This is a genomic window from Pseudomonas sp. C2B4 (assembly GCF_013359695.1).
GTDB lineage: Bacteria > Pseudomonadota > Gammaproteobacteria > Pseudomonadales > Pseudomonadaceae > Aquipseudomonas.
This window is the reverse complement of the sequence record NZ_JABFMU010000021.1, coordinates 40,423-66,014: the sequence shown is the minus strand read 5'-3', so window position 1 is coordinate 66,014 and position 25,592 is coordinate 40,423. Positions and strand designations below refer to the sequence as shown.

Sequence of the window (25,592 nt, the reverse complement as noted above, 5' to 3'; positions counted from 1 at the left end):
GCTTTCCCTTACTGGACCGTAGGTTAGAAAGGGTGGCAGATGGACCTGTCGTTCCTTTGACAAACCTTCCACATTCGGCGGGGGGGCCGAACTACCCAAGACGCTAGAACAGGTCTATAAAAATGCAAGCAAAAACAATTTTGGACGGACCAGCGAAAAGGAAAATTCATTTTGTTTGCACGAGTGTTTGCCGCGACCTTGCTCCTGAGTCTTTGCAGTTGTTCGCTGTTCGGGCCACGGGTTGACCTTGACAGCCTGACCCTGGATGTCGCCCCACGGGCCAACGACGACACACCCATCGCCGTGGATTTCATCGCGGTAAAAGATCCTGACTTGCTCAAACAGTTGTCCGGTATCACCGCCCGGCAATGGTTTGCCGAGCGCGAACAGTTCCAGCGCGACTATCGTCAACTGATGACGGTGTGGGGACTGGAGCTGGTGCCGGGGCAGTTCATCGATCGCCAGCCCTTTCCGTTGGGGGGGCAGCGGGCGGCTGGACTTTTGGTCTTCGCCAGCTATAACACTCCCGGGGCGCACCGCTTGCGCCTGGATGACCAGAGCGATGCCTGGCTCAAGTTCGACAGTCGCGAGATGAGCCTGGTCAATAACCCACCCAGGCAGTAACAGCGCCAGCCGCCGGTGTGTGCGGCACCCAAGGATGTCGAAGGGAGTCGTATGAGTCTGCTACCTGACGCGGTTTGCTGGCACGAAGGCATGCAATTGCTGCCTCAGCATTTCCAGTTGCAAGGGTTGCGCGCCGAAGCGCTGGCGGCGCATTTGGCGCAGGCCAGCAACCCGTGGTTCTGGGGGGTGAGCCGGGCAGAATTCGATCCTTCGGCCTTGAGCGGCGGGCGGGTGCGAGTGCTCCATCTTCAGGCGACCTTGCCCGACGGCTTGCCTGTCAACATTCAAGCGGGCGTGGGGCCGATGCTGGAGCTGGATGTCGGCGACGCGGTCAACGCCACCGACGATGCCACGGTCACGGTCTACCTGGCGGTCAGTCCGTTGTGGCGGGCTGGCCAGTTGTTGCCGCTCAAGGGGCGGTTGCAATCGGTGGTCGGCGAGGCGCTGCCGGACCTGACCAGCGGCGAGTACCCGGAGTCCATCACGGTGTGGCGGCCGAACCCACGCCTTTGCACGCAATTGAACAAAGCCGATTCGATCTGTCTGCCGTTGCTGAGAATCCGCAAGGAGGGCGGCGGTTTTCACGCGCTGCCCTATACGCCACCCACGCCCTGCCTGTTGCCAGATTCGGTGCTCGGGCGGCGCGTGGCCGCGCTGTGTGCCCGGGCGCGGGAAAAATGCATGTTCCTCGCCGGGCGCCTGCGTCAGGCGCAGCAGGCGGGCAATCAGGACGACGCGCTGGAGATTCGCCGGCAACTGACCGCGCTCTGGGCACGCCTGCCGGAGGTCGAAGGCACGCTGAACACTCGGCTGGCCACCCCGCAAGGATTGCATGGGCAACTGCTCGGAATGGCCGGCGCCTGGTCGGCCTTCGATCCTCTGGCCGGGGTGCCGGCGTTTGCACCACTGGACTTTCTTGAGCTGCAACGTGGCTATGAGGCGCTGCTCGATTGGCTGGAGAAGACGCTGGAGCTGATCCGCGCCGGTTATCGCAGCCTGAATTTCGAGCGCAACGAACAGAATTTTTCGATTCAACTGACCGACGATCAACCCAGCCAACGCCTGGTCATCGGCTTGCGCATGCCCAATGGCGCCAGCGAGCAGGCCGCCGGCGAATGGCTGCGCGCCGCGATCATTGCCTCGGCGCCGCACGTTGCACTGCTCGGCCGCCAGCGCATGAGCGGCCTGGCCCACCAGGCCATGAGTCGCAACGAGCAAGTGGCCTACGGTGTCGGCGATGACACGCGGTTGTTCGTGGTGACGGCCGAGGGTTCGTGGTTCGACGCACGGGTGCCGCTGGTGATCGCGGCACCTGCCTCGAAGCCGGTCAGCAGTCCGTGGCAGGTGGTGCTGTTTGTCGCTCAGGCTGGCGAAGAGGTTTGATCAGGGAAGGGGCGTGACATGTCGCAAGTCATCGCAACGGCTACACGAGGCCTTCAGGATGCGCCCTTGAGCAGCGCTTTTCGCGAAGCCTGGCAGCAATGGTTCCGGGCCTGGAACGAATTGCCCAAGGACAGTGAAGACGATTCGCTGGTGGAGGCGGTCGTCGAGTTGTCCACCCAGGCCTCCCAGCGACTGTGGCGTACGGCGTTTGCCCGGGTCGGCGACGCGGCCACCGATCAGGTCAAGGCGCTGGTCTATGCCTTTGTCGCGCTGATCGATGAAACGCTGTTGTTCAGCCCCTGGCCGGGGCAAGCGGCCTGGCAGGACAAGCCCCTGGAATCGCGACTCTATGCCAGTCGCCAGGCAGGCGAGCAGTTGCCGCAGGCGATCAAGACGCTGCTGGATGAGCAGGACCCCACCACCCGCGACCTGGCCAATGTCTATCTGCAATGCCTGATTCTCGGGTTTCAGGGCGGCCTGCGCGGGGAGCAAGGCCAGATACAACATGAACGATGGCGTCAGGCGCTTTACACCTTCGCCTGGCAGCAGGAGGCCAGTTATGCGGATGTCAGTGCCCGCTTGCAGCAACCTGCGTTGGTGGCGCCGGTGCAGTTGCCGGTGCGTCAGTCGTTGCCCGACGGCTTTCGCCTGTGGCTGTGCATCCTCGGGATGGTGTTGTTGCTGACAGGACTGGGGCAGTTGTTCTGGCGCGACATCACGCAAAAACTCGAACCGGTGCTGCAGATGACTGACGTCGCGCAGGAGTCAGAGGAATGAGTGCCTTGGCGATCGTCGCAACGGTCATCGCAGTGGTGTTGCTGCTGGTTGTGCTGTTGCTGGCGCTGTGGTGGTGGCGCACGCAGAGCGGGGCGGCGATTCGCAGTTTCTATGCCGCCGTGCGCGCCATGGAGCAAGAACAAGGCGTCCAGGATCGCTACCAGATGCCCTGGCTGCTGATGCTCGGTCATGAAACCCAGGGCTCGCAATTATGCAGCCAGTGGCAACTGCAACCCACGGACAAACCCGCCTGGTTTGGCCGCTGGTGGTCCGATCCCGATGGCGCCGTGCTGGTGGTGCCCCAGGCGCTGTTTTTGCCGGATGAAGGGATGAACCGGCAGCGGGGCGGCTGGTGGCGACTGTTGGGCTTGATCTTGCGCCTGCGCAGCCAACGACCCTTGGACGGGGTGATCTGGACAGTGCCAGTCGGCCGTTTGGCCAATGTGGAACAGGCTGCCAGTCTCGGGCTCGCGGCGCGGCGACGGTTTATCGACTTGCTGCAGCGTTTCGGCTTGAGTCTGCCGGTGTACGTGGTGGTGACCGGCCTCGAAGAAGTGCCGGGATTTCAGGAGCTGATATCGGCGCTGCCGCAAGACGCCCACGAGCGCACGTTGGGATGGTCTTCACCCTTTGGTCCGGACACCGTCTGGCAATCGCAGAACACCGATCAGGCGCTGGACCAGGTGTATCGGGCACTGGCGGAATCGATCATCGAAATCGGCACCTTGTCCGGCCAACTGAGCAGTGACCTGTATGCCTTGCCGGAGCGTTTCGAGACCTTGCGCCGGCCTCTGCAAACCCTGCTGGAACCGGTGTTCCAGGGCAACAGCCAAGGCGAGGCACCACGGTTTCGAGGGGTGTATTTCACCGCCAATCAACCGGCATCCGAGGGCTTTTCGGCCTTCGACAACGACTTGCAGCGCAACGCCTTTATCCGTCTGTTATGGCGTCAGCGCGTGGTGGCCGAGCGCGGCCTGGCCCAAGTGGTGCCGCGCCTGTTGCGTCTGCGCCAGCGCTGGCAGCGTCTGACCGCCGGCGTGGCGTTGCTGGTCGGGGTGATCTGGGCCGGTTGCATGGTGTGGGTCTGGCAGCAGTCGGTCAAGGATGCCCATGACTTGGCGCGTCACCTGCAAGCGGCACAAAAGAGCTTCGTGGCCGTGACCGACGACAATCATTGGCTGGAGCCGACGCGGCGCAATGTCCAGAGTTTCTGGCGGGTGCTGGAAAAGGCGCCGCGCTGGACGTTTACCTCCCTGGCGTACCCCACGTCCTGGTTCTCCTCGCTGGATGAGCGCCTGGAGAGCCACTTGCGCGAGACAGCACAACGTCATCTGCTGCACCCGCTGCATGAACTGCTGATTGCCGAGATGGCGCAACTCAAATCCCTGCGCAACACCGAGCGTCGTGGCAATGTGGAAAGCGAGGATCCGGCGCAGTGGCAAAACTACGTCAAGGCCAATGAGCTGGTGTCGCTGGCGGTCAACCTTGAGCAACAGAACCAGTGGTTCTACCAGGCCTTGAACAGCACCAAGGATCCGCTCGAGGACCTGATCCAACTGAGCAACAACGCGCTGTCGCTGAACCTCAACGCCGGCACGTTGCGCCACGCCGCTTACTACAACCGCCTGATGCTCGACACCGACGACACTGACTTCAAGGCCCTGGACCTGAGCCTGGACCGGGCTCTGGTCGAGGAGAACTTCTCCGGGCTCATGGAGCGCTGGCTGGATCAATATTTTCTGGCGGACAACTTCGTGCGCCAGGCTGGTTACCTCAAGCTGCATCTGGAACAGTTGGAAGTGGGCAGCGGCAACTCCCTGAAGGAGCTCGAAGACCTGCGCGGGCTGGTGGATGACCTGCAGGCGCAGATCGGTCTGACCAACTCGGCGTGGGGGCGCGGCAAGGGCCAGGATCTGGTGCCGGGTTATCGGGAAATGATGAACCGGGTGCGCCAGAGCACCTTGCTCGGGCCTCAGGTGGAGCAGCGCCTCGAACTGCAGGCGGCGAACCTGCAACAGCGTTTTCGTGACCAATGGATCGCGCAATTGGGCGCCCGGGGCAACCTGCTCGCGCAGCAGGGCAGTGGGCAACTGGTGTTGCAGGAGCATGTGGTGCAGCTGGATAACGCGGTGCAGGCACTGTTCAAGCGTGATTTCGTCTCGATCGCGATGCACTCGGATCAGTCGGACGTGGCGGTGATGCAAGGAGAGAGTGTCGATGGCGATGACCTCAATGCGGCGCTGAACTACTTCGCCAGCTACAAGAGCTATGTCGCCGATGAGCTGCCACGTATCCCGGCGGATTATCGAGGCGCACTGATGCAGGCCGCCGAAGGCGCGGTGGCTAAGGCGATGTGGCAAAGCATCAGCACCCACAATGACCAGACGCATGCCTATGGCGTATTCAATGTGCAGGCATCACAGGCCATCGCCTTGCAGAAAGCCTTTATCGAGGTGCGCCGCAGCGATCTGGCCACGCGCCTGCAAAGTGCCCTGAACCGCCGCGCCATGGCGCAGATCACCGACGGCCTGGAGGAAGTGGTGGCGCAACCGTTGTTCAGCGGACGCGCGGAAATCAATCAGTGGGACGGTTCGAAGAGTCTCGGCTTGCAGCTGTTTGGCGCCACCGATGTGCAGGACTTGAAGCTCAATCTCAAGCAGCAGTTCAACACCATGCTCGGCATCACTGAGCGTCGCACTTCGGCGCTGGAGTGGCTCAAGACTCAGCAACAGAACCTGCCGGCGCTGGATTACGAGCGGGTGACGCAGTTCAGCGCGCTCAACGATGAGCTGCTCAAGTACAAGGATCAGAACCCGGCCAGCTCGCCGGCACAGATCGAGCAATTGGTCAGTCGTGACTTCATTGACATGGATACCGGGTCCTGCGGCCAGATCCTGCAAACCGCGAACCTGTCCGGCGGCCGCGGCACGCTGGCGATGCGTGCGCTTGACCTGCAACAAACTGCCCTGCGGCGCTGCCAGTTGCTGCAACAGCAGCAGGCTTCTGCCGCCTGGAATGACCTTGCCAATTACTTCAATCAGTACCTGGCCGATCGCTTTCCGTTCGCCAATGGCCTGCAGGTGGCCGATGCCGACCCGGCACGGGTCCAGCATCTGCTGGAGTTGATCGACAAGCGTCTACCGGTGGCCCAGGCCGGGCTCTCCCTGAGCCAGACCCCGGAACGGCTGGCCGCCGAGGATTTTCTCAACCGTCTGAAGCAGGCCAGCACCTGGTTGGGGCCGATGTTTATCCGGGACAAGAGCGGCATCCTCGGCGTTGAACTGGATGTGCGCTGGCGGACCGATCGTGATGAAGAGCGCGGTGCCGATCAGGTGATTGCCTGGAGCCTGGTCGCGGGCAACCAGCAGGTCAACTACCCCGGCGAACCCCAGTCGAACCTGCGCTGGATGGTCGGCCAGCCGATCCGCCTGACCCTGCGCTGGGCGCGCAACGGTTCACAGCGTCCGGTCAGCGATCCGTTGCAATCGAGTCTGGTCGTGCGGGACCTGGAGGCAGGGTGGGAGTACAGCGGTCCCTGGTCGTTGTTGCGTCTGATGCGCACGCATTATTCCGTGCAGCGCCAGCCGAACGTGGACTACACCGATTTCCCGCTGAGCTTGCGCCTGCCGGTCACGGCACAGCCCAATGTCACGTCGGGGCAAACCCTGATGTTCGTGCGCCTGTCGCTGATGACCCAGGGCTCGAAGTTGCCCTTGTCGATTCAACCGCTACCCACCCGTGCCCCGCGTTCGCCGTTTGCGTTCACGGGCACAACCGCCGCCAATTCGCTGCAGGAGGAGGGCCTGTGAGCCTGCCATCAATGACGTTGCCTGAACGGATCACCCAACTGCTGGAGCCGATCAGCGAGGAGTCACCTTGCGGGCAGGATCTGCGTTATGAGCGCGAGTTCGACCTGCTGCGTGAGCTGCGCCGCGAAGACGACACCAGCCTGCCCACGGGCGTATGGCAAGCGTCGATCAAACGGGCGCAATGGCCGGAGGTGGAGAAACTGGCAACCAGCCTGCTGCTGGAGCGCAGCAAGGATCTGATGCTCAGCGGATGGTTGGGCGAAGCCTGGCTGCATCAGGCGGGGCTTGAAGGGTTGCCCGACAGCCTGGCGCTGGTGGCCGGCCTGTGTGAGCGCTATCCGCACCAGCTGCACCCGCAGGCCGAGGACGGTGATCCGTCCTGGCGGGTGACGCCGCTGGAGTGGCTGGTGCGACGTTACAGCGAAATACTGCTGACCCGCGTGCCGCTGTTTGAATCGGGCAACAGCGAGTTCGGCGACTTCAGCCTCGATCACTGGCGACGTCTGCAATTGCAGCAGGTTCAGGGCAATGACAGCAAGGGTGCCAAGGCGTCGGCGGAGAATGCGCGCAGCGAACAGAAAAAGCTTATCGAGCAGGTCCGTTCAACGCCCTTGTCATCCTGGTCGCACAAGCGGGACAACCTGGAACTCAGCCTGCAACAGCTGCAGCGGCTGGAGGCCTGGAGTGATCAGCAGCTCGGCGATCAAGGCCCGGGGTTTCGTCCCCTGCAAGACGTCATTGAAGCGTTGTTGACCCTGGTCCGGGAGTTCATCGCCATGCATCCAGGACAATCTGCCCCGTCATCCGTCGAAGCCGCGCCGAAGGCCGTGGTGGAGCCGCAGGTCGAGTCGGCGGCAGCACCCACGCCCCAGGTATTTCGCGAGCCAGCCAGTCGCGAGGAGGCCTATCGGCAACTGCTGGTCATCGCGGACTACCTGTCGCGGACCGAGCCCCACAGCCCCGTGCCGTACCTGATCAAACGCGGGGTGGAGTGGGGCAACAAGCCGCTGAGTGAATTGCTGGGCGAGCTGATCAGCGCCGATGCCGAGTCCCGCCGGCTCTGGACGCTGCTCGGCGTCCTCTAATGGACTTGCAGGCTGGAGGCTGGCTGCGGTAGCTCGATCGGTGTCAGCACCGGTTGACCGGAGAAAAACGCCACGAGGTTCTTGCCCACCAGTTCCACGGTGCCCTGGGTCGCTTCCGGCGACAGGCCGGCGACGTGGGGGGTGAGGATCACATTGTTCAGATGTTTCAGGGCGTCTGGCACCTGCGGTTCGGCATCGAATACATCCAGCGCCGCGCCGGCGATCCGACGTTGTTCAAGCGCGCTGATCAGGTCGGCGGTGACCACCACGCTGGCCCGGGCGATGTTGACGAGGAAACCTTTGGGGCCCAGGGCATCGAGCACCTGGCGGTTGATCAGGTGTTTGGTGCCGAGGCCGCCGGGGGCGGCGACGATCAGAAAGTCCGAGGCGCGAGCCAGCTCGGTGGGTGTCGAGCAGTAGTCGTAGGGTACGTTGCTGCGATGCTGGCGGTTGTGGTAACTCACGGTCATGTCGAAACCTGCCGCGGCGCGCTTGGCAATGGCCAGGCCGACGGCACCGAGGCCCAGTATGCCCAGGCGTTTGCCGGCCAGGGACGGGCGCATGATTTTCGGCCATTCACCCCGGCGCACGGCAGCGTCGCAGCGAGGCACGTCACGCACCAGCGACAGCAGCAGGGCCATGGCGTGGTCGGCGACCGACGAGGCATTGACCCCGGCGCCGTTGGTGACAGTGATGTCCCGGTCGGCGGCGGCTTGCAGGTCGACCATTTCATAGCCGGCGCCGATCACGCAAATGATCTTGAGATTAGGCAGGGCGGCGATTTCATCGGTATACAGGCCCAGCGGGCCGCGGGTCAGGACTGCATCGATCTGGGCCCCGTGGCGGCTGATGGCTTCGGCGCGCTCGGCGGGGGTCGGGGCCAGAATCAGGTGGAAGCCCTGATGTTCGAGGATGGGCAGGTAATCATTGATGGTTTCTACCAGTACCAGAACGGTTGCGGGCATGCTTGGCTCCTGTTGGGCATGAGATTCGGACTCGAACGTCGCGTGAGAGTGCTGGCTCCGGGACATTTTGGCAATGCTGTCTTCGCAGCCTCGCTTTCAGTGTAGGAGCTGGCGCGGCCTGCGATTTTTTTCTGACGACACTGAATATTCAGGCGGGGGAAGGGGGCTCGGGCTTCTCTGCGGTCAAAAAGTGCTGCGCCGCTTCGAGGATTTCATCCGACAGGGCTTCGCCCCGGGTGGCGCGGGCCAGCGTCAGGGCACCGACCATCAGTGAGTACTGGACCAGCGCCTGCTGCCGATTTTCGGTGGGGTCTTCGGAATCCATCAGTTTGCCGAACGAGTCGAGCAGCCGGTTCAGACCCGCCATGAACGGCTCGCGCAAGCCGCTTTCGGCGCTCTCGTGGCACATGTCGCCAGCGAAGGCCACCACCGGGCAGCTTTCGCCGGGGTTATCACGGCTGTGGGCGGACAGGTAGGGCTCGATCAGGGCCCGACGTGCAGTCGCTTTATCATCGGTGGTGGCGATCCGTTCCCGCCAGCGCGTGCCCACCTCTTTGAACACGCGTTCGCTGGCTTCTTTGGCCAAGGCCTCCTTGGACTCGAAGTGACCATAGAAGCCGCCATGGGTCAGGCCGGCAGCGGCCATCACATCGACCACGCTGATCCCGTGCAGGCCACGTTCGCGGAACAGCCGTGTAGCGGCGTCGACAATGGTTTCGCGGTTGAGGTCGGCTTGCTTGCGGGAAACTCGGGGCATTGGCGGCTCACAGGTATCGAAATTGGCAATCAGAGGGCGTATTGGGCAATGCCATTGCCGAACGACCAGTTTTCTTTTTTCACTTCCACCAGATTAATGAAAACATCCTCCAGGCGCACGGCCAGTTCGCTGTTCAGGCTCTCGGCGATGGTTTTGTAGAGCAGTTTTTTCTGCTCGACGGTGCGTCCTTCGCTGAGGGTGATCTGGATGATGACCAATTTGTCAGTGCGCGGGATGCCAAGATACCCCGGATCGAAAATGAAGTGATGCTCGTCGTGTTCGTTGAGGATCTGGAAGTTATCGTCCTTGGGCACGCCAATGGTGCTGTGCATCGCGGCGTAGATCAGCTCGCCGATGCGTTTGGCGTAAGTGGGGTCCTGTTGCTTTTTGATTTCGACGCGAACCAGTGGCATGGGAAGACTCCAGATAGAAGGCAGGTGTGTTTAAAAATACATGATGATTGACCTTTATCAAGTGTGAATCGTCATTTGGCGATGAATCGCAGGGGCTGAACATCCTGGATCCCCCTGTGGGAGCGAGCCTGCTCGCGAAGACGGCGGCAGCTGCAACATTGACGTGACTGACACACCGCTTTCGCGAGCAGGCTCGCTCCCACAGGGGTTCTCCATCGTCTGAAAAATCCCGACCTGGTACCACCGTTCCTCACCTAAGTCTTTGCTTCTGTTCACTAATCCCGGACAATCGCGCCCCTGTTTCGGCCAGGGCGCTGCCTGTCGGGTATTCCGACGCGTTCTGGCCGGGTGGCAAGTGACCGGAATGTGGAGATCCCACCGGATGAATGATCAGGCCAATAGCGTTACCGAACGCTTTGTAACAGCGACACCCGCGACGCTTTCGAGCTGGAATCGCCAAGACACCACCTGGATGCTGGGCCTGTTTGGCACGGCGATTGGTGCGGGCACCCTGTTTTTACCGATCAACGCGGGCCTGGGCGGTTTCTGGCCGCTGCTGATCCTGGCGTTGCTGGCATTCCCGATGACCTTCTATGCACACCGCGGCCTGACCCGCTTCGTGCTGTCCGGTCGTGAAGGCGCGGACATCACCGAAGTGGTGGAAGAACATTTCGGCCTCAAGGCCGGCGCGTTGATCACCTTGCTGTACTTCTTCGCGATCTTCCCGATCCTGTTGATCTACAGCGTGGCCCTGACCAACACCGTGGGCAGTTTCCTGGAGCATCAACTGCACATCATGCCGCCTCCGCGCGCGGTGCTGTCGCTGGTGCTGATCCTCGGCCTGCTGGCGGTCGTGCGTTGCGGCGAACAGATGATCGTCAAGGCCATGAGCCTGATGGTGTACCCGTTCATCGTCGCCTTGCTGTTCCTGGCGGTGTTTCTGATTCCGCACTGGAACGGCGGCATCCTGACCACGGCCAGCACACTGCCTGAGCCGTCGGCCTTGCTGCATACCCTGTGGCTGGCGATTCCGGTGATGGTGTTCTCGTTCAACCACTCGCCAATCATCTCGGCGTTCGCCGTGGATCAGAAGCGTCGTTACGGCGACCACGCCGAACAGCGCAGCTCGCAGATCCTGTCCCGTGCCCACGCCTTGATGGTGGTGATGGTGCTGTTCTTCGTCTTCAGCTGCGTGCTGACCCTGTCGCCGGCGCAACTGGCCGAAGCGAAAGCACAGAACCTGTCGATCCTGTCGTACCTGGCCAACCACTTCAGCAACCCGACCATCGCCTTCGCGGCGCCGTTGATTGCGTTCGTGGCCATTTCCAAGTCGTTCCTGGGGCACTACATCGGCGCCAGCGAAGGTCTTAAAGGCCTGATCGTCAAGAGCGGCAAGCGTCCGTCGGCCAAGACCCTGGACCGCATGACCGCCGCCTTCATGCTGGTGGTGTGCTGGATTGTCGCCACGCTGAACCCGAGCATCCTCGGCATGATCGAAACCCTGGGCGGCCCGGTGATCGCCGCCATCCTGTTCCTGATGCCGATGTACGCCATCCGCAAGGTCCCGGCCATGGCCCGCTTCCGTGGTCAGGCGTCGAACGTGTTTGTGGTGGCGGTAGGTCTGGTGGCGATTTCGGCGTTGATCTATTCGTTGAGAGCCTGATACCCCAGGCATGCACTGATCCTTGTGGGAGCGAGCCTGCTCGCGAATGCGGTTTATCAGACACATCAATGCTGGATGTGCTGCCGTATTCGCGAGCAGGCTCGCTCCCACATTGGTTTGTGTAGTGTTCAGGTAAAGCAGGGGCATAAAAAAACGCCGCCCATCTCACGATGGGCGGCGTTTTTCATTGCTCTGTAGCGTTAGGCTTGAACGACCGGGATGTTGGCGTTCGCTGCAGCTTCACGGAACTCGGCGATCTGGTCGAAGGACAGGTAGCGGTAGACATCGGCCGCCATGCTGTCGATCTTGCCAGCGTATTCCATGTACTCCTCGACGGTCGGCAGGCGACCCAGGATGGAAGCCACGGACGCCAGCTCGGCCGAAGCCAGGTAGACGTTCGCGCCGTCACCCAGACGGTTCGGGAAGTTACGGGTCGAAGTCGACACGACAGTCGAGTTCGGCTCTACACGTGCCTGGTTACCCATGCACAGCGAGCAGCCCGGCATTTCCATGCGCGCGCCAGCCTTGCCGTAGATGCCGTAGTAGCCTTCTTCGGTCAGTTGGTGAGCGTCCATCTTGGTCGGCGGCGACAGCCACAGACGGGTTGGCAGCTGACCCTTGACCTGATCCAGCAGTTTACCGGCAGCGCGGAAGTGACCGATGTTGGTCATGCACGAACCGATGAACACTTCGTCGATCTTCTCGCCAGCAACGCTGGAGAGCAGGCGAGCGTCGTCCGGGTCGTTCGGCGCGCAGAGCACAGGCTCCTTGACGTCGGCCAGGTCGATCTCGATGACTTCGGCGTATTCAGCGTCTTTGTCCGCTTCCAGCAGCTCAGGGTTGGCCAGCCAGGCTTCCATTGCTTGAGCGCGACGTTCCAGGGTACGTGCATCACCGTAGCCTTCGCCGATCATCCAGCGCAGCAGGGTGATGTTCGACTTCAGGTATTCGGCGATCGACTCTTTGGACAGCTTGATGGTGCAACCGGCAGCCGAACGTTCGGCCGAGGCGTCGGACAGTTCGAAGGCTTGCTCGACGGTCAGGGTTTCCAGACCTTCGATCTCCAGGATGCGGCCGGAGAAGGCGTTCTTCTTGCCTTTCTTCTCGACGGTCAGCAGGCCTTTCTGGATCGCGTAGTAAGGGATGGCATGAACCAGGTCACGCAGGGTGACGCCAGGTTGCAGTTTGCCCTTGAAGCGAACCAGGATCGATTCCGGCATGTCCAGCGGCATGACGCCGGTGGCAGCGGCGAACGCGACCAGACCGGAACCGGCCGGGAACGAGATGCCGATCGGGAAACGGGTGTGGGAGTCACCACCGGTACCGACGGTGTCTGGCAGCAGCATGCGGTTCAGCCACGAGTGGATGATGCCGTCGCCCGGACGCAGGGACACGCCGCCACGGGTCATGATGAAGTCAGGCAGGGTGTGGTGGGTGGTCACGTCGATCGGCTTAGGGTAAGCCGCGGTGTGGCAGAAGGACTGCATCACCAGATCGGTCGAGAAGCCCAGGCACGCCAGGTCTTTCAGTTCGTCACGGGTCATTGGACCGGTGGTGTCCTGGGAGCCGACGGTAGTCATTTTCGGTTCGCAGTAGGTGCCCGGACGGATGCCGGTCACGCCGCAAGCCTTGCCGACCATTTTCTGCGCCAGGGTGTAGCCCTTGGTGCTTTCAGCCGGTGCTTCAGGCTTCTTGAACAGGGTCGAAGGTGGCAGACCCAGCTCGGTGCGAGCCTTCTCGGTCAGGCCACGGCCGATGATCAGCGGAATACGGCCGCCGGCGCGAACTTCGTCCAACAGGACCGGGGTCTTCATTTCGAAGGTGGTCAGGACTTCGTCGGTGCCGTGCTTGCAGACTTTGCCAGCATGCGGGTACAGGTCGATCACGTCGCCCATGTGCATGTTGGAAACGTCGAATTCGATTGGCAGTGCGCCAGCATCTTCCATGGTGTTGTAGAAGATCGGAGCGATCTTGCTGCCGAAGCAGAAGCCGCCTGCACGCTTGTTCGGCACGTAAGGAACGTCGTCGCCGAAGAACCACAGAACCGAGTTGGTCGCCGATTTACGCGAAGAACCGGTACCGACCACGTCGCCGACGTAGGCGATCGGGAAGCCGGCGTTGCGCATTTCTTCGATCTGCTTCATCGGGCCGGTCTTGCCTTGCTCGTCCGGGACGATGCCGTCACGGGCCATTTTCAGCATGGCCAGGGCGTGCAGCGGGATGTCCGGGCGGGACCAGGCATCAGGAGCAGGGGACAGGTCGTCGGTGTTGGTCTCGCCAGTCACCTTGAACACGCGCAGGCTGATCTTGTCGGCCAGGGTTGGGCGCTTCACGAACCATTCGGCGTCAGCCCAGGATTGCAGCACGCCTTTGGCGTGAACGTTACCGTTCTTGGCTTTTTCAGCGACGTCGTGGAAGGCATCGAACATCAGCAGGGTGTGCTTGAGTTCTTCGGCAGCTACTGGCGCCAGTTCGGCGTCGTCCAGCAGGTTGACCAGGGTCACGATGTTGTAGCCGCCCTGCATGGTGCCGAGCAGTTCAACAGCGCGCTTCTTGTCGATCAGAGGGGATTTGGCTTCGCCTTTGGCGATGGCGGACAGGAAGCCGGCCTTGACGTAGGCTGCTTCGTCCACTCCAGGCGGTACGCGATTGGTGATCAGGTCAACGAGAAATGCTTCTTCGCCAGCCGGGGGATTTTTCAGCAGCTCGACCAGGCCTGCAGTTTGTTCGGCGTTTAGCGGCTGGGGAACGATACCCAGTGCTGCGCGCTCTTCGATATGTTTGCGGTAGGCTTCAAGCACAGTTATTACCCTCATCAGTGGTCCCAAATGGGTGTCCGGGACGCTCATCCCGAAATTGCCGTACTCATGCGCTGCATGGCGTTGTGAGCCACTTAGCCAGAATTACCGACAATTCCTTACAGAAGCTGCTTTCAAAGTTTTACGCCTGCAGAACGGGAGCTGATGAGGGTTGGCGTTGGGCTTTTCCCCGCTGGAAAAACCCCTCGCCAACACCGCTCTGAAGGAACGACTGTGCTCGTGACGCTTTGAAAACAGCTTCTAACGGACATTGGCGCCTAAAAAGGCAGGCTGATTCTACGGCAAAAAAAAATTAAAGGTAAGTCAGGTTTTATTGGACTTTGGTGGAGGCGGGCAGTAAACCCCGATTCACCCGAGGCCTTGAACTTTGAGGGGTGATCAATGGCGGACAAAGGGCTAACATGCCCGCCTGTCCTGCTTTTCGCGTTTTGCCTACCTATGCCCAATCAGACCATCAAGACCCCCTGCGTCGGCCTTTGCTCCACCGTTTACGGTGACCTGGTGTGCCGTGGCTGCAAGCGTTTCCACCATGAAGTGATTCACTGGAACGGTTACAACGAGGAAGAAAAGCGCGCGGTGTGGCTGCGTCTCGAGCAGTTGTTGTCCCAGGTGATGGCGGCCAAGGTGGAAATTTTCGATGCATCGCTGCTCAGGGCCCAGCTGGAGCAACGCAAGATTCGCTTCGTGCCGCATCAGTCGGCCTATTGCTGGGCGTACCAGCTGATCGCCCGGGGGGCGCGGGTCATCAATAATCTCGAGGCTTACGGGATGGTGCTGTTGCCGGAATTTCGCGACTGGAACCTGCCGGAATTGCGCGATGCCATTGATCGGGAATTTTTCCTGCTGTCCGAGGCGCATTATCAGCGATATATAGCGCCTGGATTCCTCAAGGATGCGTTTGGCGGGTAATTTTAAGAGCTTCGCGAGCAGGCTCGCTCCCACAGGGGAATGCATTCCAAATGTGGGAGCGAGCCTGCTCGCGAAGGCGTCCTGACAGGCGCTACAAATCTCAATGCTTGTTGGCAATCTCTTCCAGATGATCCTCGATCTCCTGCGGCTTGAGCACCAGCACATCGCTCTCCACCGCATCCAGCACCACTTCCGCCGTATTGCCGATCAGCGTTCCGGATAATCCACTGCGCGCCACGGTGCCGATCACCGTCACCGCCGCTTGCAGTTTGTGCACCATGAACGGAATCAACACGTCGGCCGGGCCTTCGGCGATGTGCAGGTGTTCATCGTCGATGTCGAATTCCGCCTGGAACGCCCGGCATTGTTCGCGATAACGCGCCTCGATGGTTTCGCTGAGCTGCAGCGTAGGGTCAGCCGCCGACAACATCGGCGAAGGATGGGCGCTGACCACGTGCAGGTGGGCCTTGGCCAGGGTAGAGATGTCATAGCCGTGATCGATGATGGTGTTGTGCAGATGGCGGTGTTCCGGGTCCGTGTTACCGACGTCGACGGCCGCCAGAATCACCTTGTCCTTCCACGAGCCTGCGGTTTTCACCAGCAGCACCGGTGTCGGGCAGTGGCGCAGCAGCTTCCAGTCTGCCGGGGTCAGCAGGGCTTTTTTCAACGCACTGTCGGGAAAGTGCTGCTTGACCACCAGGCCGCACCCTTCGGCCTGCTGCACATCGACGATGGTATCTTGCAGGCTCTGGTTCCAGGCCTGTTCGGTGGTGACGCTGTAACCGTCCTCCAGCAAAGCGGCCTTGAGTACGCTCAGCATCGCGCTGTGATCATGCTTGGGGTCGCACACCAGCAGATGCAAATGCGCCTGGGTCACGCCGGCTATCAGTTTGGCCCGTTTAAGCGCCAGGCTTTCCGAGTGTTCGGGTTCGATGACCACCAGAATGCTGCGTATGGCTTGCATGATCGGGATCTCCTGAAAATGAAAATGCATGGCGTTGCACAACTATAGTTGCTGCTCGCCGCCGGGGGTGTTGATACATATCAACGGTCGGCGGCTGGTGGTCTGCCGGCAGGCCGGTATAATCGCTGCCCTTCGTTTTGAACCTTTTATCCCGTGGGCCCCATGATCCTTCCCGAAATTCACGAGTTCCTTGGCTGTCGCACCCCCGATGGCTGGGTCCAGGCTGCGCTGGCCGATCAGGAAACCCTGCTGATCGACCACAAGAATTGCGAATTCAAGGCCGCCAGCACTGCGCTGAGCCTGATTGCTAAATATCACTCCCATGTCGACCTGATCAACATGATGTCGCGCCTGGCCCGGGAAGAGCTGGTTCACCACGAGCAAGTCATGCGCCTGATGAAAAAGCGCAAGATTGAGCTACGCCAGCTGTCCGCCGGCCGTTACGCCTCGGGGCTGCGCAAAGTGGTGCGCAGTCACGAACCGGTGAAACTGGTGGATACCCTGGTGGTCGGCGCGTTCATCGAAGCCCGCAGTTGCGAGCGTTTCGAGGCGTTGGTGCCGCATCTGGACGAAGAATTGGGCAAGTTCTATTTCGGCTTGCTGAAAAGTGAAGCCCGGCATTTTCAGGGGTACTTGAAACTGGCTTACCAGTACGGGGACGCCAAGGACATTGCCAACGTGATCGACCGCGTGCGCGCCGCCGAGCAGGAGTTGATCGAGTCCCCGGACGTTGAATTCCGCTTCCACAGCGGCGTGCCAACCGCCGCCTGACCCTGTGTAGGAGCGAGCATGCTCGCGATGGTCGTGAACGATGACGCGGGGAAACAGATGCCCCGTGGTGTTCTCTGGTTCATCGCGAGCAATCGAGCGTCGACCGGCTGCTCCTACAGGCTTAAACCCAGTCGCTCATGCCAGTCCGCAATGGACTCTTCGGGATAGACATCGAACTGTTTATCGCCCGGCCGGACGTCGACTTCTACCCACGGCGCCCTGGAGTCGAGCAACAAATGCGTGTGCTCCGGCGGTACCGGCAGCGGTGTGTCGATGGCCGACGCAAACGGATGGATCAGTTCCGGCCATTCGGGACTGAACAACCACAAACCCGAACCGCACACCGAGCAGAAGTGCCGCTCGGCGCTGCTGCGGTGGGCACGCGCCTCGCCTTCGCCCTTGAGCAGGGCATGGTAAATCGTGACGTTCCTGCGACCGCGTACCTTCAGGCTGTTGGCGTCACCGGCGATGTTGATTGCATAACCACCGCCGCCTTGGGTCTTGCGGCAAACTGAGCAATAGCAGCGCTGATAGGGGTAGGGGTGGGCGCTGGTCAGGCTGAACGACACTGCGCCGCAATGGCAGGAGCCTTCGAGATGCATGGGGGCCTCCAGTGATTTGAGTGACTTGGTTAGCCTAGAAGATAAGGGGCAAAAGTGCCGACGCCTTCGCGAGCAGGCTCGCTCCCACGGTGGATCTTCAGTGGTCACAAATCCCTTGTGGGAGCGAGCCTGCTCGCGAAGAACGATAACGCGGTCCCACTGGACGCCCATAGTCCATCAGGTCAGCATGATCGCCTCCAACTCCGGACCCGACCCGATGCGCCGACTTCCCTCCCTGGCAGCCCTCAGAACCTTCGAATGCGCCGCGCGCCACGCCCATTTCGGCCGGGCGGCGGCGGAGCTGTGTGTGACCGACAGTGCCGTCAGCCACCAGATTCGCCAGTTGGAAGAGCAACTGGGCGTCTCGCTGTTCATCCGCGAAGGCCGGCAGATTCGCCCGACGATGGCCGCCGGGCGCCTGATGCAAAGTCTGCAACAGGCCTTCGAACTGATCGGCGATGCCTGTGATGAACTGCGCGATCCCTCGTCCCTGGCGGTGTTGCGCCTGGCGGTGACCGCCGAGTTGGCGCAAAAGTGGCTGATGAGCCGTCTCACGGATTTCTATGCGCGTTACCCGCACATCACTTTGCACCTCTACGAGCAGCCGATCGACGCCGCCGCACCGGGGGAAGACATCGACCTGGCGATCACCTATGGCACCGGCCCGGTCGACAGTTCGGCGTATTTCGTCAGGCCGTTACCCGCATTGCAGTTCTTCCCGGTGTGCAGCCCCGGCCTGTTCAACCAGGGCACGCTGAAAACGCCAAGGGACCTGGCGCGCCACTGCCTGCTGCACGACGATCAGGACGGCAAGACCTGGACTGCCTGGCTCACCAGCCATGCCGGGGATCAGCGTCCCGAACGGCAACTGTATTTCGCCCACGCCGGCTTGGCACTCGAGGCGGCGGTGCAGGGGCAGGGCGTGGCGATGGGGGACAACCTGACCGCGCAGGAAGACCTGCTCAGCGGCCGTCTGGTGCGACCGTTCACCTCCAGCATGACCGCGCTGGGCCAGTACGCATTGGTGTGCGAGCGGGTACGGCTGGAGCGTCCGGCGGTGGCGCAGATGCTGGAATGGTTCAACGATCAGCTGATCGATTGATGAGTTCAATTCAAGTATTCCGAAATAATCATCGTTGGCGAGGAGGGCGCCGGCGACCTTAGCCTGTGGTCATTCCAATCCCCGCTGATGAGGTTTGCCCATGGCACGTTTGCTCGATTCCACTCCCAAACTCGACGGTTTCCGCTTGCCCGGCGAATTCGAAACCAAGGCTGGCTGCTGGCTCGGCTGGCCGGAGCGGACCGACGTCTGGCGCAACGGCGCCAAGCCTGCGCAGAAAGTCTGGGTGCAGATCGTCACCGCGATTTCCATGAGCGAACCGGTCACCGTCTGCGCTTCCGCCGCGCAATTCGCCACCGCTCGCCGCCAGTTGCCGCCGCAGGTGCGCGTCGTGGAAATGACCTGCAACGACACCTGGTTCCGCGACAGCGGCCCCTGCTTTGTGGTTAACGACCAGAGTGGCGAAGTGCGGGGTGTCGACTTCGAATTCAACGCCTACGGCGGGCTTGACGGCGGCTTGTACTACCCATGGGACAAGGACGATCAGATCGCGAGCAAGATCCTCGAAATCGAAGGTTTCGACCGCTATCGCGCGCCGCTGATTGCCGAACTCGGCGGCATCCAGAGCGACGGCCAGGGCAGCATCCTGACCACCGAGCAATGCCTGCTCAACCGCAACCGCAACCAGCATCTGGGCAAGGAAGAAGTCACCCGTCGGCTGACCGACTACCTCGGTGCCGACCAAGTGATCTGGCTGCCTCGAGGCTGCAAATTCGACGAAACCGACGGCCACGTCGACGACCTTGCATGCTTCGTGCGTCCTGGCGAGGTGGTGTTGCAATGGACCGACAATCGCGAAGACCCGCAATGGGAAATCTATCAGGAGACCTACGACATCCTGCGCAGCACCCGCGACAGCCGGGGTCGCGAGTTGATCGTGCACAAGTTGCCGCAACCGGATGTCCTGGAGTGGACCGCTGAGGAAGCGGAAGGCCTGGATCAGCAGGACAGTACCCACACCCGGCAGGCGGGCACGAAAATCTGTGCGTCTTATATCAATTACTACGCCGGCAACAGCTCGATCGTGGTGCCGCTGTTTGGCGACCGCAACGATCAAGTGGCCTTGGCGACCCTGGCCGAGCTGTTCCCCCGGCACAACATTGTCGGCATCGAAAACTCCCGGGAAATCCTCCTCGGCGGCGGCAACGTCGCGTGCATCACCATGCCGCAGTACGCGGGCACTGTCGGTAACAAAAAAGGAGTGTAACCATGGGCCTGCACAAACTGACTCAAGCGTTATTGCTGGTGCTTGCACCCCTGTGTGTGCAGGCCGCCGACACCGCCAAACCGGTGGTCAACCTGTATATCTGGGGCGAGTACCTGGCCCCGGATACCCTGAAGAATTTCGAGGCGAAAACCGGTATCCACGTGGTGGCCGATCATTTCGACTCCCTGGAAACCGTCGAGACCAAACTGCTGACCGGTCGCAGTGGCTACGATCTGGTCCTGACCGCGGGGCAGCATTTGTCTCGGGCCATCGAGAGCGGCGCGGTGCAGACCGTGGACAAGCAGCAGCTGCCGCACTTTGCCGGCGTCGGTGAAGAGTTCCGTCAGCACATGGCGGTGTTCGATCCCGGCAATCGCTACGCGGGGATTTATGCCTGGGGTACCACGGGTGTGGGGTTTCAGGAGGAAGCCGTGAAAAAACGCCTGGCTGACGCGCCTACCGACAGCTGGGCGATGCTGTTCGATCCGGCCGTGGTGTCGAAGTTCGCCGATTGCGGGGTCAGCCTGCTCAATGACCCCAACGAAGTGTTTGCCGCCGTCATGAAGTACATGGGTCTGGACATCAACCGCCAGAACCTCGATGACCTGAAGCTTGCGGAGCAGCAACTGGCGAAGATCCGCCCGTACATCCGTTATTTCGACAACGACCTGAACATCAGCGACCTGGCCAACGGCAACACCTGCGTGGCGATGTCATGGAATGGCAACGTGGCCATTGCCGCCGGCCAGGCAACGGCTGCGAACAAGCCCTACACGCTGAAATACCGGATACCGAAAGAGGGCACGCTGATCTGGTTCGATGCCATGGTGATACCCAAGGATGCTCCGCATCCCGAGGCAGGTCTGAAGTTGATGGACTACCTGATGACACCGGAAGTGATCGCGCCGATCACCGACACCATCCATTACGCCAATGCGATTACCGCGGCTGACAACCTGATCGACCCGGCGATTCGCGATGATCCGGGGACCTATCCCTCGGCGCAGGTGCGTGCATCGCTGTACAGCAAGAATGACAATGGCAAGGCGTTCAACAGGGCGTTGATTCGGGCGTTCAGTCGGTTGAAATCCGGGTTGTGATCGGCTTTGAGTGATGTGTTGTCTGTGCTGACGCCTTCGCGAGCAGGCTCGCTCCCACAGGGGATTTGTGATCACTGAAGATCTACTGTGGGAGCGAGCCTGCTCGCGAAGAACGATAACGCGGTCTATCGCGTGGGCACCCGCCACAAATACCAGGAAGCCACCGTCCGATAAGGACGCCAATCCAACCCGATCTCGATCATCTGCTTGCGTGTCGGCTGCACCTCCAGCCCCTTGAGCCGCCGATAGCCCTCACGCACACCAAAATCATCGGCCGGCAAAATGTCCGTCCGCTCCAGGCTGTAGATCAACAGCATCTCCACGGTCCAGCGCCCCACGCCGCGCAAAGTGATCAGGCGTTCGATCAGTGCTTCATCGTCCATCGCCAGCGCCGTGGCGTAATCCGGCACCACGCCGTCCAGCGCCGCCTGGGCGATGCCCTGGATGGTCGCGATCTTGCTCGCTGAAAACCCGCAGGCGCGCAGTTGATCGAAGTCGGTGGCGACAATCTGTTCAGGCCGCGGAAACGAGACCGACGGGAACAACGCCAGCAAGCGACCGACAATCGCATCGCCCGCCTTGGCGTGCAGTTGCTGGTAGGCAATCGCTCGCACCAGCGATTCATAGGGATCGCGAGCAGCATGAGGTTGATGCAGGCAGGGGCCGACAGCGGCGATGTGGCGACGCCAGTCCTCGTCGAGCGATGACAGGAATGCGGTGGCCGGCTGGTAGTTGTTGCGCATGGGCTCAGGCTGTTCCGGATGGTTTCAACAGCGCGTTGACTTCGCCATAGGTCAACGCCTTGATGCCGTGGGTGTCGAATTTGCCCGTTTGCAGAAAGTTTTGAGCCACTGAAGCCATGGCGCCATACAGAAACTCGGCGATGCCCGAGCCGGCGCTCAGGCGACGCACGCCCATGGTTTGCAATGCATCGGGCGACGGCAGGCCGGGAACCCCCAGCACATTCAACGGCAGCGTCGTCCCCTGGCATAGCGCTTTGATTTCGTACTCCGAGGTCACGCCCGCCGCGAACAAACCGTTGGCACCGGCTGCCTGATACAGCGCGGCACGCTTGAGGGTTTCTGCCACGCGATCTTCGGCGGGAACCAGGCTGCGCAGGTACACATCGGTGCGTGCGTTGATAAACAGATTGACGTTACGACGATCGGCGACCTGCCGAGCGGTTTCGATCTTGCGGGCGAGCAGTTCAGGCGGGGAGGCGCCGTCCTCGATGTTGATGCCCACTGCGCCGGCGGCGATCACCGCGTCCACCACCTGTGCAACCCGGGCCAGGTCATCGGAGTAGCCGGCTTCGATGTCCACGGTCAACGGCACCGAGATCACCCGGGCGATGGATTCGACCGTCGAGACCAGGCGCTCAAGGGGCAGGGTGTTGCCATCCGGGTAACCATGGACCCAGGCCACCGCCGCGCTGCTGGTGGCCACCGCCTGGCTGCCCAATTGCTCCACCAGTCGCGCGCCGGCGGCGTCGGCGACGTTGGTGAGGATCAGCAGACCGTCCTGATGCAGTTGGTGAAATTGATTGTCGAGCCTGTCCATCGAGTGTCCTTCCTGATGAAAATCACGGGGGGATCAGAATGCGAGTTGTTCGGTGATCTGTACCGATGCGTTTTCCAGCCTGAGCAGAAACGCCTTGCGCGGCTGGCCTCCAGCGTAGCCGGTCAGCGAACCGTCGGCGCCGATCACACGATGGCAGGGCACCACGATCGAGAGGCGGTTGTGACCGTTGGCCAGGCCCACTGCACGACTGGCGCCAGGCTTGCCCAGAAGGTTGGCAATAGCGCCGTAGGTGGTGGTCTGGCCGTAGGGGATTTTTTTCAGTTCCGCCCAGACCTGGCAGGAAAACTCGCTGCCGGGCATGTGCAGGGCAACCTTGAACTCGGTGAGCCTGCCGGCGAAATACGCGACCAGTTCCTCTTCAATCTGCTGCAAGTGCGGGTTGTGCCCTGGCGCCACGGCATAGCCAAAGCGGCTTTGCAGTGTCTCGACTTCCCGGGCCAGCGACGATTGATCGAGAAACTCAAGCAACACCAACCCACGCCGTTCGGCCATGGCGATCATCGGCCCCAGCGGCGTGGTCAGCCGGGTGAACAGCAGTGGTTCGCTGTTGGCGGCGCGGCCCGGGGTAATGTGGAAGGACTTTTGAAACGCATCGCGAAAACCGCTCAGGGATTCGTAGCCCGAGTCGAAGGCGGCGCTGTCGATGGAATCGCCCTGTTTGATGCCATCCAGTGCCATGCCCAGGCGCCGGGTGCGCAGCCAGGCGTGAAAGGTCATGCCGAAATGCTGCTTGAACCAGCGGCGCAATTTCAGCGGCTCGATCCCTTCGGCCAGCAACTGGGCGTCGGTCCAGCGTTGTTCGGGATCGGCGTCCACCGATTCGAGCAGCTTCTGCACCCAATCCGGCTCGACATCCGCGGCATCCAGCGGCTTGCAGCGAAGGCAGGCGCGGTAGCCGGCGGACAGGCATTGCTCGGCGTGGGCGAAAAACTCGACGTTCTCCGGCTTCGGCTTGCGCGCCGTGCAACTGGGACGGCAAAAGATCCCGGTGGTTTTCACCGCCGTAAAAAACACCCCCTCGTAGGCGGTGTCTCGCTCGAGCATGGCGCGGACCATCTCGGCGTGGGGCGGAAGCAGCGTGTGTTGTAGGTTCATGGACGCAGCATAGAACGGGGCTGGGGCTGTATCCACCGGAAAATCGACAGGGAACTCTGCTCATTCGCCATCAGATCAATGCCTCTGTGGGAGCGAGCTGTGGCGAGGGGATTTATCCCCGTTGGGCCGCGAAGCGGCCCCTGAACCACCCAACCGGATTTACCTGATACATCTGGTTGGCTGGTTTTACGACTGCTTCGCAGCCGAACGGGGATAAATCCCCTCGCCACAGCTCGCTCCCACAGTAGATCTCAGTGCATCAGGTGCGCCGTGCCATCAGCAGCACCGAGGCGGCGGCGGACAGGAGACCCGCGCAGCAGCGGTTGAACATCCGCTTGCCCGAGGGCTTGGCGAACCAGCGGCGCATGTGCAATCCCATGTAGGCGTAGGCCGCGATGGCGATCCATTCCAGTGCCAGGAACAGCGCACCCAATACCGCGAACTGCGGCGTGATGGCGCGGGTCGAGTCGACGAATTGGGGCAGGAACGCGGTGAAGATCAGGATCGCCTTCGGGTTGCCCGCCGCGACCAGGAATTCCTGCCGGGCCAAGGCCAACATCCCGACCGGCGCGCCTGTCACCGCATTTTCCACGCCGGGGTCAGCGCGCCACAGTTGCCAGGCGAGATAGAACAGGTACGCCGCGCCGAGGGTCTTGATCCCGTAGAACAACAGCTCCGACGTTTGCAGCACCACCGCCAGGCCCGCCGAGGCGAGAGCGATCATCCCGGCGAACGCCAGCAAGCGCCCGACCCCGGCCAGGCACGCGGTACGGTAGCCGTAGCGGGTCGAGTTGCTGACCGACAGCAGGTTGTTCGGGCCTGGCGCCATGTTCAGGGCGAAGCAGGCCGGCAGGAAAAGGGTGAGGGTGGCGAGGTCCATGATCGGGCTCCTGTAACGAGAGCGGTATTTTTACACGGCACTCGGACGGTTGCCCCGTACAGTCATGATGACAAGCGCCATAGCAGTGGCTAGCGGGCAAATTTTTTCGCCCCGGCCACGCACGCAATCACCGCCACCGTCACCCCGAGCATGCCGAGGCTGACCTGTTCGTGGAGCAAGGTCGCCGCCAGCGCCAGGCCGAAAAACGGTTGCAGCAATTGCAGCTGCCCGACGGCGGCAATACCGCCCTGGGCCAGTCCGCGATACCAGAACACAAAGCCGATCAGCATGCTGAACAGCGACACGTAGGCCAGGCTGAACCAGGCGGGCGTGCTGATGCCGCTGAACGACGCCGGCATCCGCCACCAGGTCAGTGCCGCCATGACCGGCAACGCCAGCACCAGCGCCCAGGAAATCACCTGCCAGCCGCCCAGCGTGCGGGACAGCTTCGCCCCTTCGGCATAGCCCAGGCCGCAGGCCAGGATCGCCAGCAGCATCAGGATGTCGCCTTGGGGCGAGGCCGTCAGGCCTTGGGCCACGGCGAAGCCGACCACCAGCAGGCTGCCCAGCACCGAGAAAATCCAGAACACCGGCCGAGGCCGTTCGCCGCCACGCAAGACCCCGAACACGGCCGTCGCGAGCGGCAACAGGCCGACGAACACGATGGAGTGCGCGGAGGTCACGTATTGCAACGCCAGCGCGGTCAGCAGCGGGAACCCGACCACCACGCCCAGGGCTACGAGGGTCAGGGATAGAAGTTGATGGCGCGCAGGGCGTTTTTCCTTGAACACCAGTAGCAGGCACAGCGCCAGAATGGCGGCGATCGTCGCCCGGGCCACCGTGAGGAATACCGGATCGAATTCCAGCACTGCCACCCGTGTCGCGGGCAGCGAACCGCTGAAGATCACCACACCGATCAGGCCATTGATCCAGCCGCTCGCGCCGGTTTCCAGCACGGGGCTTTGCAGGTTCGAGGTCCGTTCCATTTCGTTCACGCTCATTGTCTGGGTTGCACAAAACCCATCCTATGGTCGACTATCAATACAATCAAAAAATTGTCATGGATAC

The 25,592-nt window shown here is 61.6% G+C and carries 22 protein-coding genes; 11 read left to right on the top strand and 11 right to left on the bottom strand.

Annotated elements, in window-relative coordinates; translation table 11 throughout:
- The first annotated feature begins 171 nt into the window (after positions 1-171).
- From HNQ83_RS15635 to tssA, 5 genes are read left to right on the top strand one after another with little or no spacing between them, the layout of a single operon-like run.
- Positions 172-624 carry a type VI secretion protein gene (locus tag HNQ83_RS15635; RefSeq protein WP_175389796.1) on the top strand — a complete coding sequence of 151 codons (453 nt, stop codon included), beginning with the start codon at positions 172-174 and terminating at the stop codon, positions 622-624.
- A 51-nt stretch (positions 625-675) separates the two neighbouring features.
- A complete protein-coding gene (gene tssK / locus HNQ83_RS15630) occupies positions 676-2,007 on the top strand; it encodes a type VI secretion system baseplate subunit TssK (protein ID WP_175389795.1) in 1,332 nt (443 codons plus the stop codon).
- 18 nt (positions 2,008-2,025) lie between these two features.
- Positions 2,026-2,784, top strand: a complete 759-nt coding sequence (locus tag HNQ83_RS15625) for a DotU family type IV/VI secretion system protein (protein WP_175389794.1) — start codon at positions 2,026-2,028, stop codon at positions 2,782-2,784.
- Positions 2,781-6,593, top strand: coding sequence for a type VI secretion protein IcmF/TssM N-terminal domain-containing protein (locus HNQ83_RS15620; protein WP_175389793.1), 3,813 nt, complete (start codon positions 2,781-2,783; stop codon positions 6,591-6,593). The genes HNQ83_RS15625 and HNQ83_RS15620 overlap by 4 nt, the downstream gene beginning before the upstream one ends.
- The gene (gene tssA / locus HNQ83_RS15615) at positions 6,590-7,678 is read left to right on the top strand and encodes a type VI secretion system protein TssA (protein ID WP_175389792.1); all 1,089 of its coding nucleotides are present in this window, start codon (positions 6,590-6,592) and stop codon (positions 7,676-7,678) included. Before HNQ83_RS15620 ends, tssA begins: the two co-directional genes overlap by 4 nt.
- Here tssA and HNQ83_RS15610 read toward each other — a convergent pair.
- The 3 genes from HNQ83_RS15610 to HNQ83_RS15600 form a co-directional block, all read right to left on the bottom strand.
- Positions 7,675-8,643, bottom strand: a complete 969-nt coding sequence (locus HNQ83_RS15610) for a 2-hydroxyacid dehydrogenase (protein WP_175389791.1) — start codon at positions 8,641-8,643, stop codon at positions 7,675-7,677. The two genes, tssA and HNQ83_RS15610, sit on opposite strands and share 4 nt — an antisense overlap.
- Before the next feature lie 148 nt (positions 8,644-8,791).
- Complete coding sequence (locus tag HNQ83_RS15605) at positions 8,792-9,400, bottom strand: TetR/AcrR family transcriptional regulator (RefSeq protein WP_175389790.1); 609 nt, start codon at positions 9,398-9,400, stop codon at positions 8,792-8,794.
- Between the two features lie 29 nt (positions 9,401-9,429).
- Positions 9,430-9,813, bottom strand: coding sequence for a tautomerase family protein (locus HNQ83_RS15600; RefSeq protein WP_175389789.1), 384 nt, complete (start codon positions 9,811-9,813; stop codon positions 9,430-9,432).
- 382 nt (positions 9,814-10,195) lie between these two features.
- Between HNQ83_RS15600 and HNQ83_RS15595 the strand changes: the two genes are divergently transcribed.
- Positions 10,196-11,476, top strand: a complete 1,281-nt coding sequence (locus tag HNQ83_RS15595) for a serine/threonine transporter (protein WP_175389788.1) — start codon at positions 10,196-10,198, stop codon at positions 11,474-11,476.
- A gap of 200 nt (positions 11,477-11,676) precedes the next feature.
- Here HNQ83_RS15595 and acnB read toward each other — a convergent pair whose 3' ends face one another.
- Positions 11,677-14,277 carry a bifunctional aconitate hydratase 2/2-methylisocitrate dehydratase gene (acnB, locus tag HNQ83_RS15590; RefSeq protein WP_175389812.1) on the bottom strand — a complete coding sequence of 867 codons (2,601 nt, stop codon included), beginning with the start codon at positions 14,275-14,277 and terminating at the stop codon, positions 11,677-11,679.
- A gap of 456 nt (positions 14,278-14,733) precedes the next feature.
- On the opposite strand from acnB, the gene HNQ83_RS15585 reads away from it, so the two are divergent.
- Positions 14,734-15,204 (top strand): DUF1289 domain-containing protein, encoded by a 471-nt coding sequence (locus tag HNQ83_RS15585; RefSeq protein WP_175389787.1) that lies wholly within the window; start codon positions 14,734-14,736, stop codon positions 15,202-15,204.
- Between the two features lie 100 nt (positions 15,205-15,304).
- Here HNQ83_RS15585 and HNQ83_RS15580 read toward each other — a convergent pair whose 3' ends face one another.
- The gene (locus HNQ83_RS15580) at positions 15,305-16,168 is read right to left on the bottom strand and encodes a universal stress protein (RefSeq protein ID WP_175389786.1); all 864 of its coding nucleotides are present in this window, start codon (positions 16,166-16,168) and stop codon (positions 15,305-15,307) included.
- A gap of 162 nt (positions 16,169-16,330) precedes the next feature.
- On the opposite strand from HNQ83_RS15580, the gene HNQ83_RS15575 reads away from it, so the two are divergent.
- Positions 16,331-16,939 carry a tRNA-(ms[2]io[6]A)-hydroxylase gene (locus HNQ83_RS15575; protein ID WP_175389785.1) on the top strand — a complete coding sequence of 203 codons (609 nt, stop codon included), beginning with the start codon at positions 16,331-16,333 and terminating at the stop codon, positions 16,937-16,939.
- A 113-nt stretch (positions 16,940-17,052) separates the two neighbouring features.
- Here HNQ83_RS15575 and HNQ83_RS15570 read toward each other — a convergent pair whose 3' ends face one another.
- Positions 17,053-17,541 carry a GFA family protein gene (locus HNQ83_RS15570; protein WP_175389784.1) on the bottom strand — a complete coding sequence of 163 codons (489 nt, stop codon included), beginning with the start codon at positions 17,539-17,541 and terminating at the stop codon, positions 17,053-17,055.
- Between the two features lie 217 nt (positions 17,542-17,758).
- Here HNQ83_RS15570 and HNQ83_RS15565 point away from each other — a divergent pair, with 217 nt between their 5' ends.
- From HNQ83_RS15565 to HNQ83_RS15555, 3 genes are all read left to right on the top strand, one after another.
- Complete coding sequence (locus HNQ83_RS15565) at positions 17,759-18,643, top strand: LysR substrate-binding domain-containing protein (RefSeq protein ID WP_175389783.1); 885 nt, start codon at positions 17,759-17,761, stop codon at positions 18,641-18,643.
- A gap of 100 nt (positions 18,644-18,743) precedes the next feature.
- On the top strand, positions 18,744-19,868 hold the full coding sequence (aguA, locus tag HNQ83_RS15560; RefSeq protein WP_175389782.1) for an agmatine deiminase: 1,125 nt from the start codon (positions 18,744-18,746) through the stop codon (positions 19,866-19,868).
- A gap of 2 nt (positions 19,869-19,870) precedes the next feature.
- Positions 19,871-20,968 (top strand): extracellular solute-binding protein, encoded by a 1,098-nt coding sequence (locus tag HNQ83_RS15555; protein ID WP_175389781.1) that lies wholly within the window; start codon positions 19,871-19,873, stop codon positions 20,966-20,968.
- Positions 20,969-21,093: 125 nt separating this feature from the next.
- Here the strand turns inward: HNQ83_RS15555 and HNQ83_RS15550 are convergent, their stop codons facing one another.
- The 5 genes from HNQ83_RS15550 to HNQ83_RS15530 form a co-directional block, all read right to left on the bottom strand.
- Positions 21,094-21,711 carry a DNA-3-methyladenine glycosylase gene (locus HNQ83_RS15550; RefSeq protein WP_175389780.1) on the bottom strand — a complete coding sequence of 206 codons (618 nt, stop codon included), beginning with the start codon at positions 21,709-21,711 and terminating at the stop codon, positions 21,094-21,096.
- Positions 21,712-21,715: 4 nt separating this feature from the next.
- Complete coding sequence (locus HNQ83_RS15545; protein WP_175389779.1) at positions 21,716-22,528, bottom strand: isocitrate lyase/phosphoenolpyruvate mutase family protein; 813 nt, start codon at positions 22,526-22,528, stop codon at positions 21,716-21,718.
- A gap of 33 nt (positions 22,529-22,561) precedes the next feature.
- Entirely contained in the window at positions 22,562-23,644 is a 1,083-nt protein-coding gene (locus HNQ83_RS15540; protein ID WP_175389778.1) for a bifunctional transcriptional activator/DNA repair enzyme AdaA, read from the bottom strand.
- A 259-nt stretch (positions 23,645-23,903) separates the two neighbouring features.
- The gene (locus HNQ83_RS15535) at positions 23,904-24,524 is read right to left on the bottom strand and encodes a LysE family translocator (protein ID WP_175389777.1); all 621 of its coding nucleotides are present in this window, start codon (positions 24,522-24,524) and stop codon (positions 23,904-23,906) included.
- Positions 24,525-24,613: 89 nt separating this feature from the next.
- A complete protein-coding gene (locus HNQ83_RS15530; protein ID WP_175389776.1) occupies positions 24,614-25,510 on the bottom strand; it encodes a DMT family transporter in 897 nt (298 codons plus the stop codon).
- Positions 25,511-25,592: the final 82 nt, after the last annotated feature.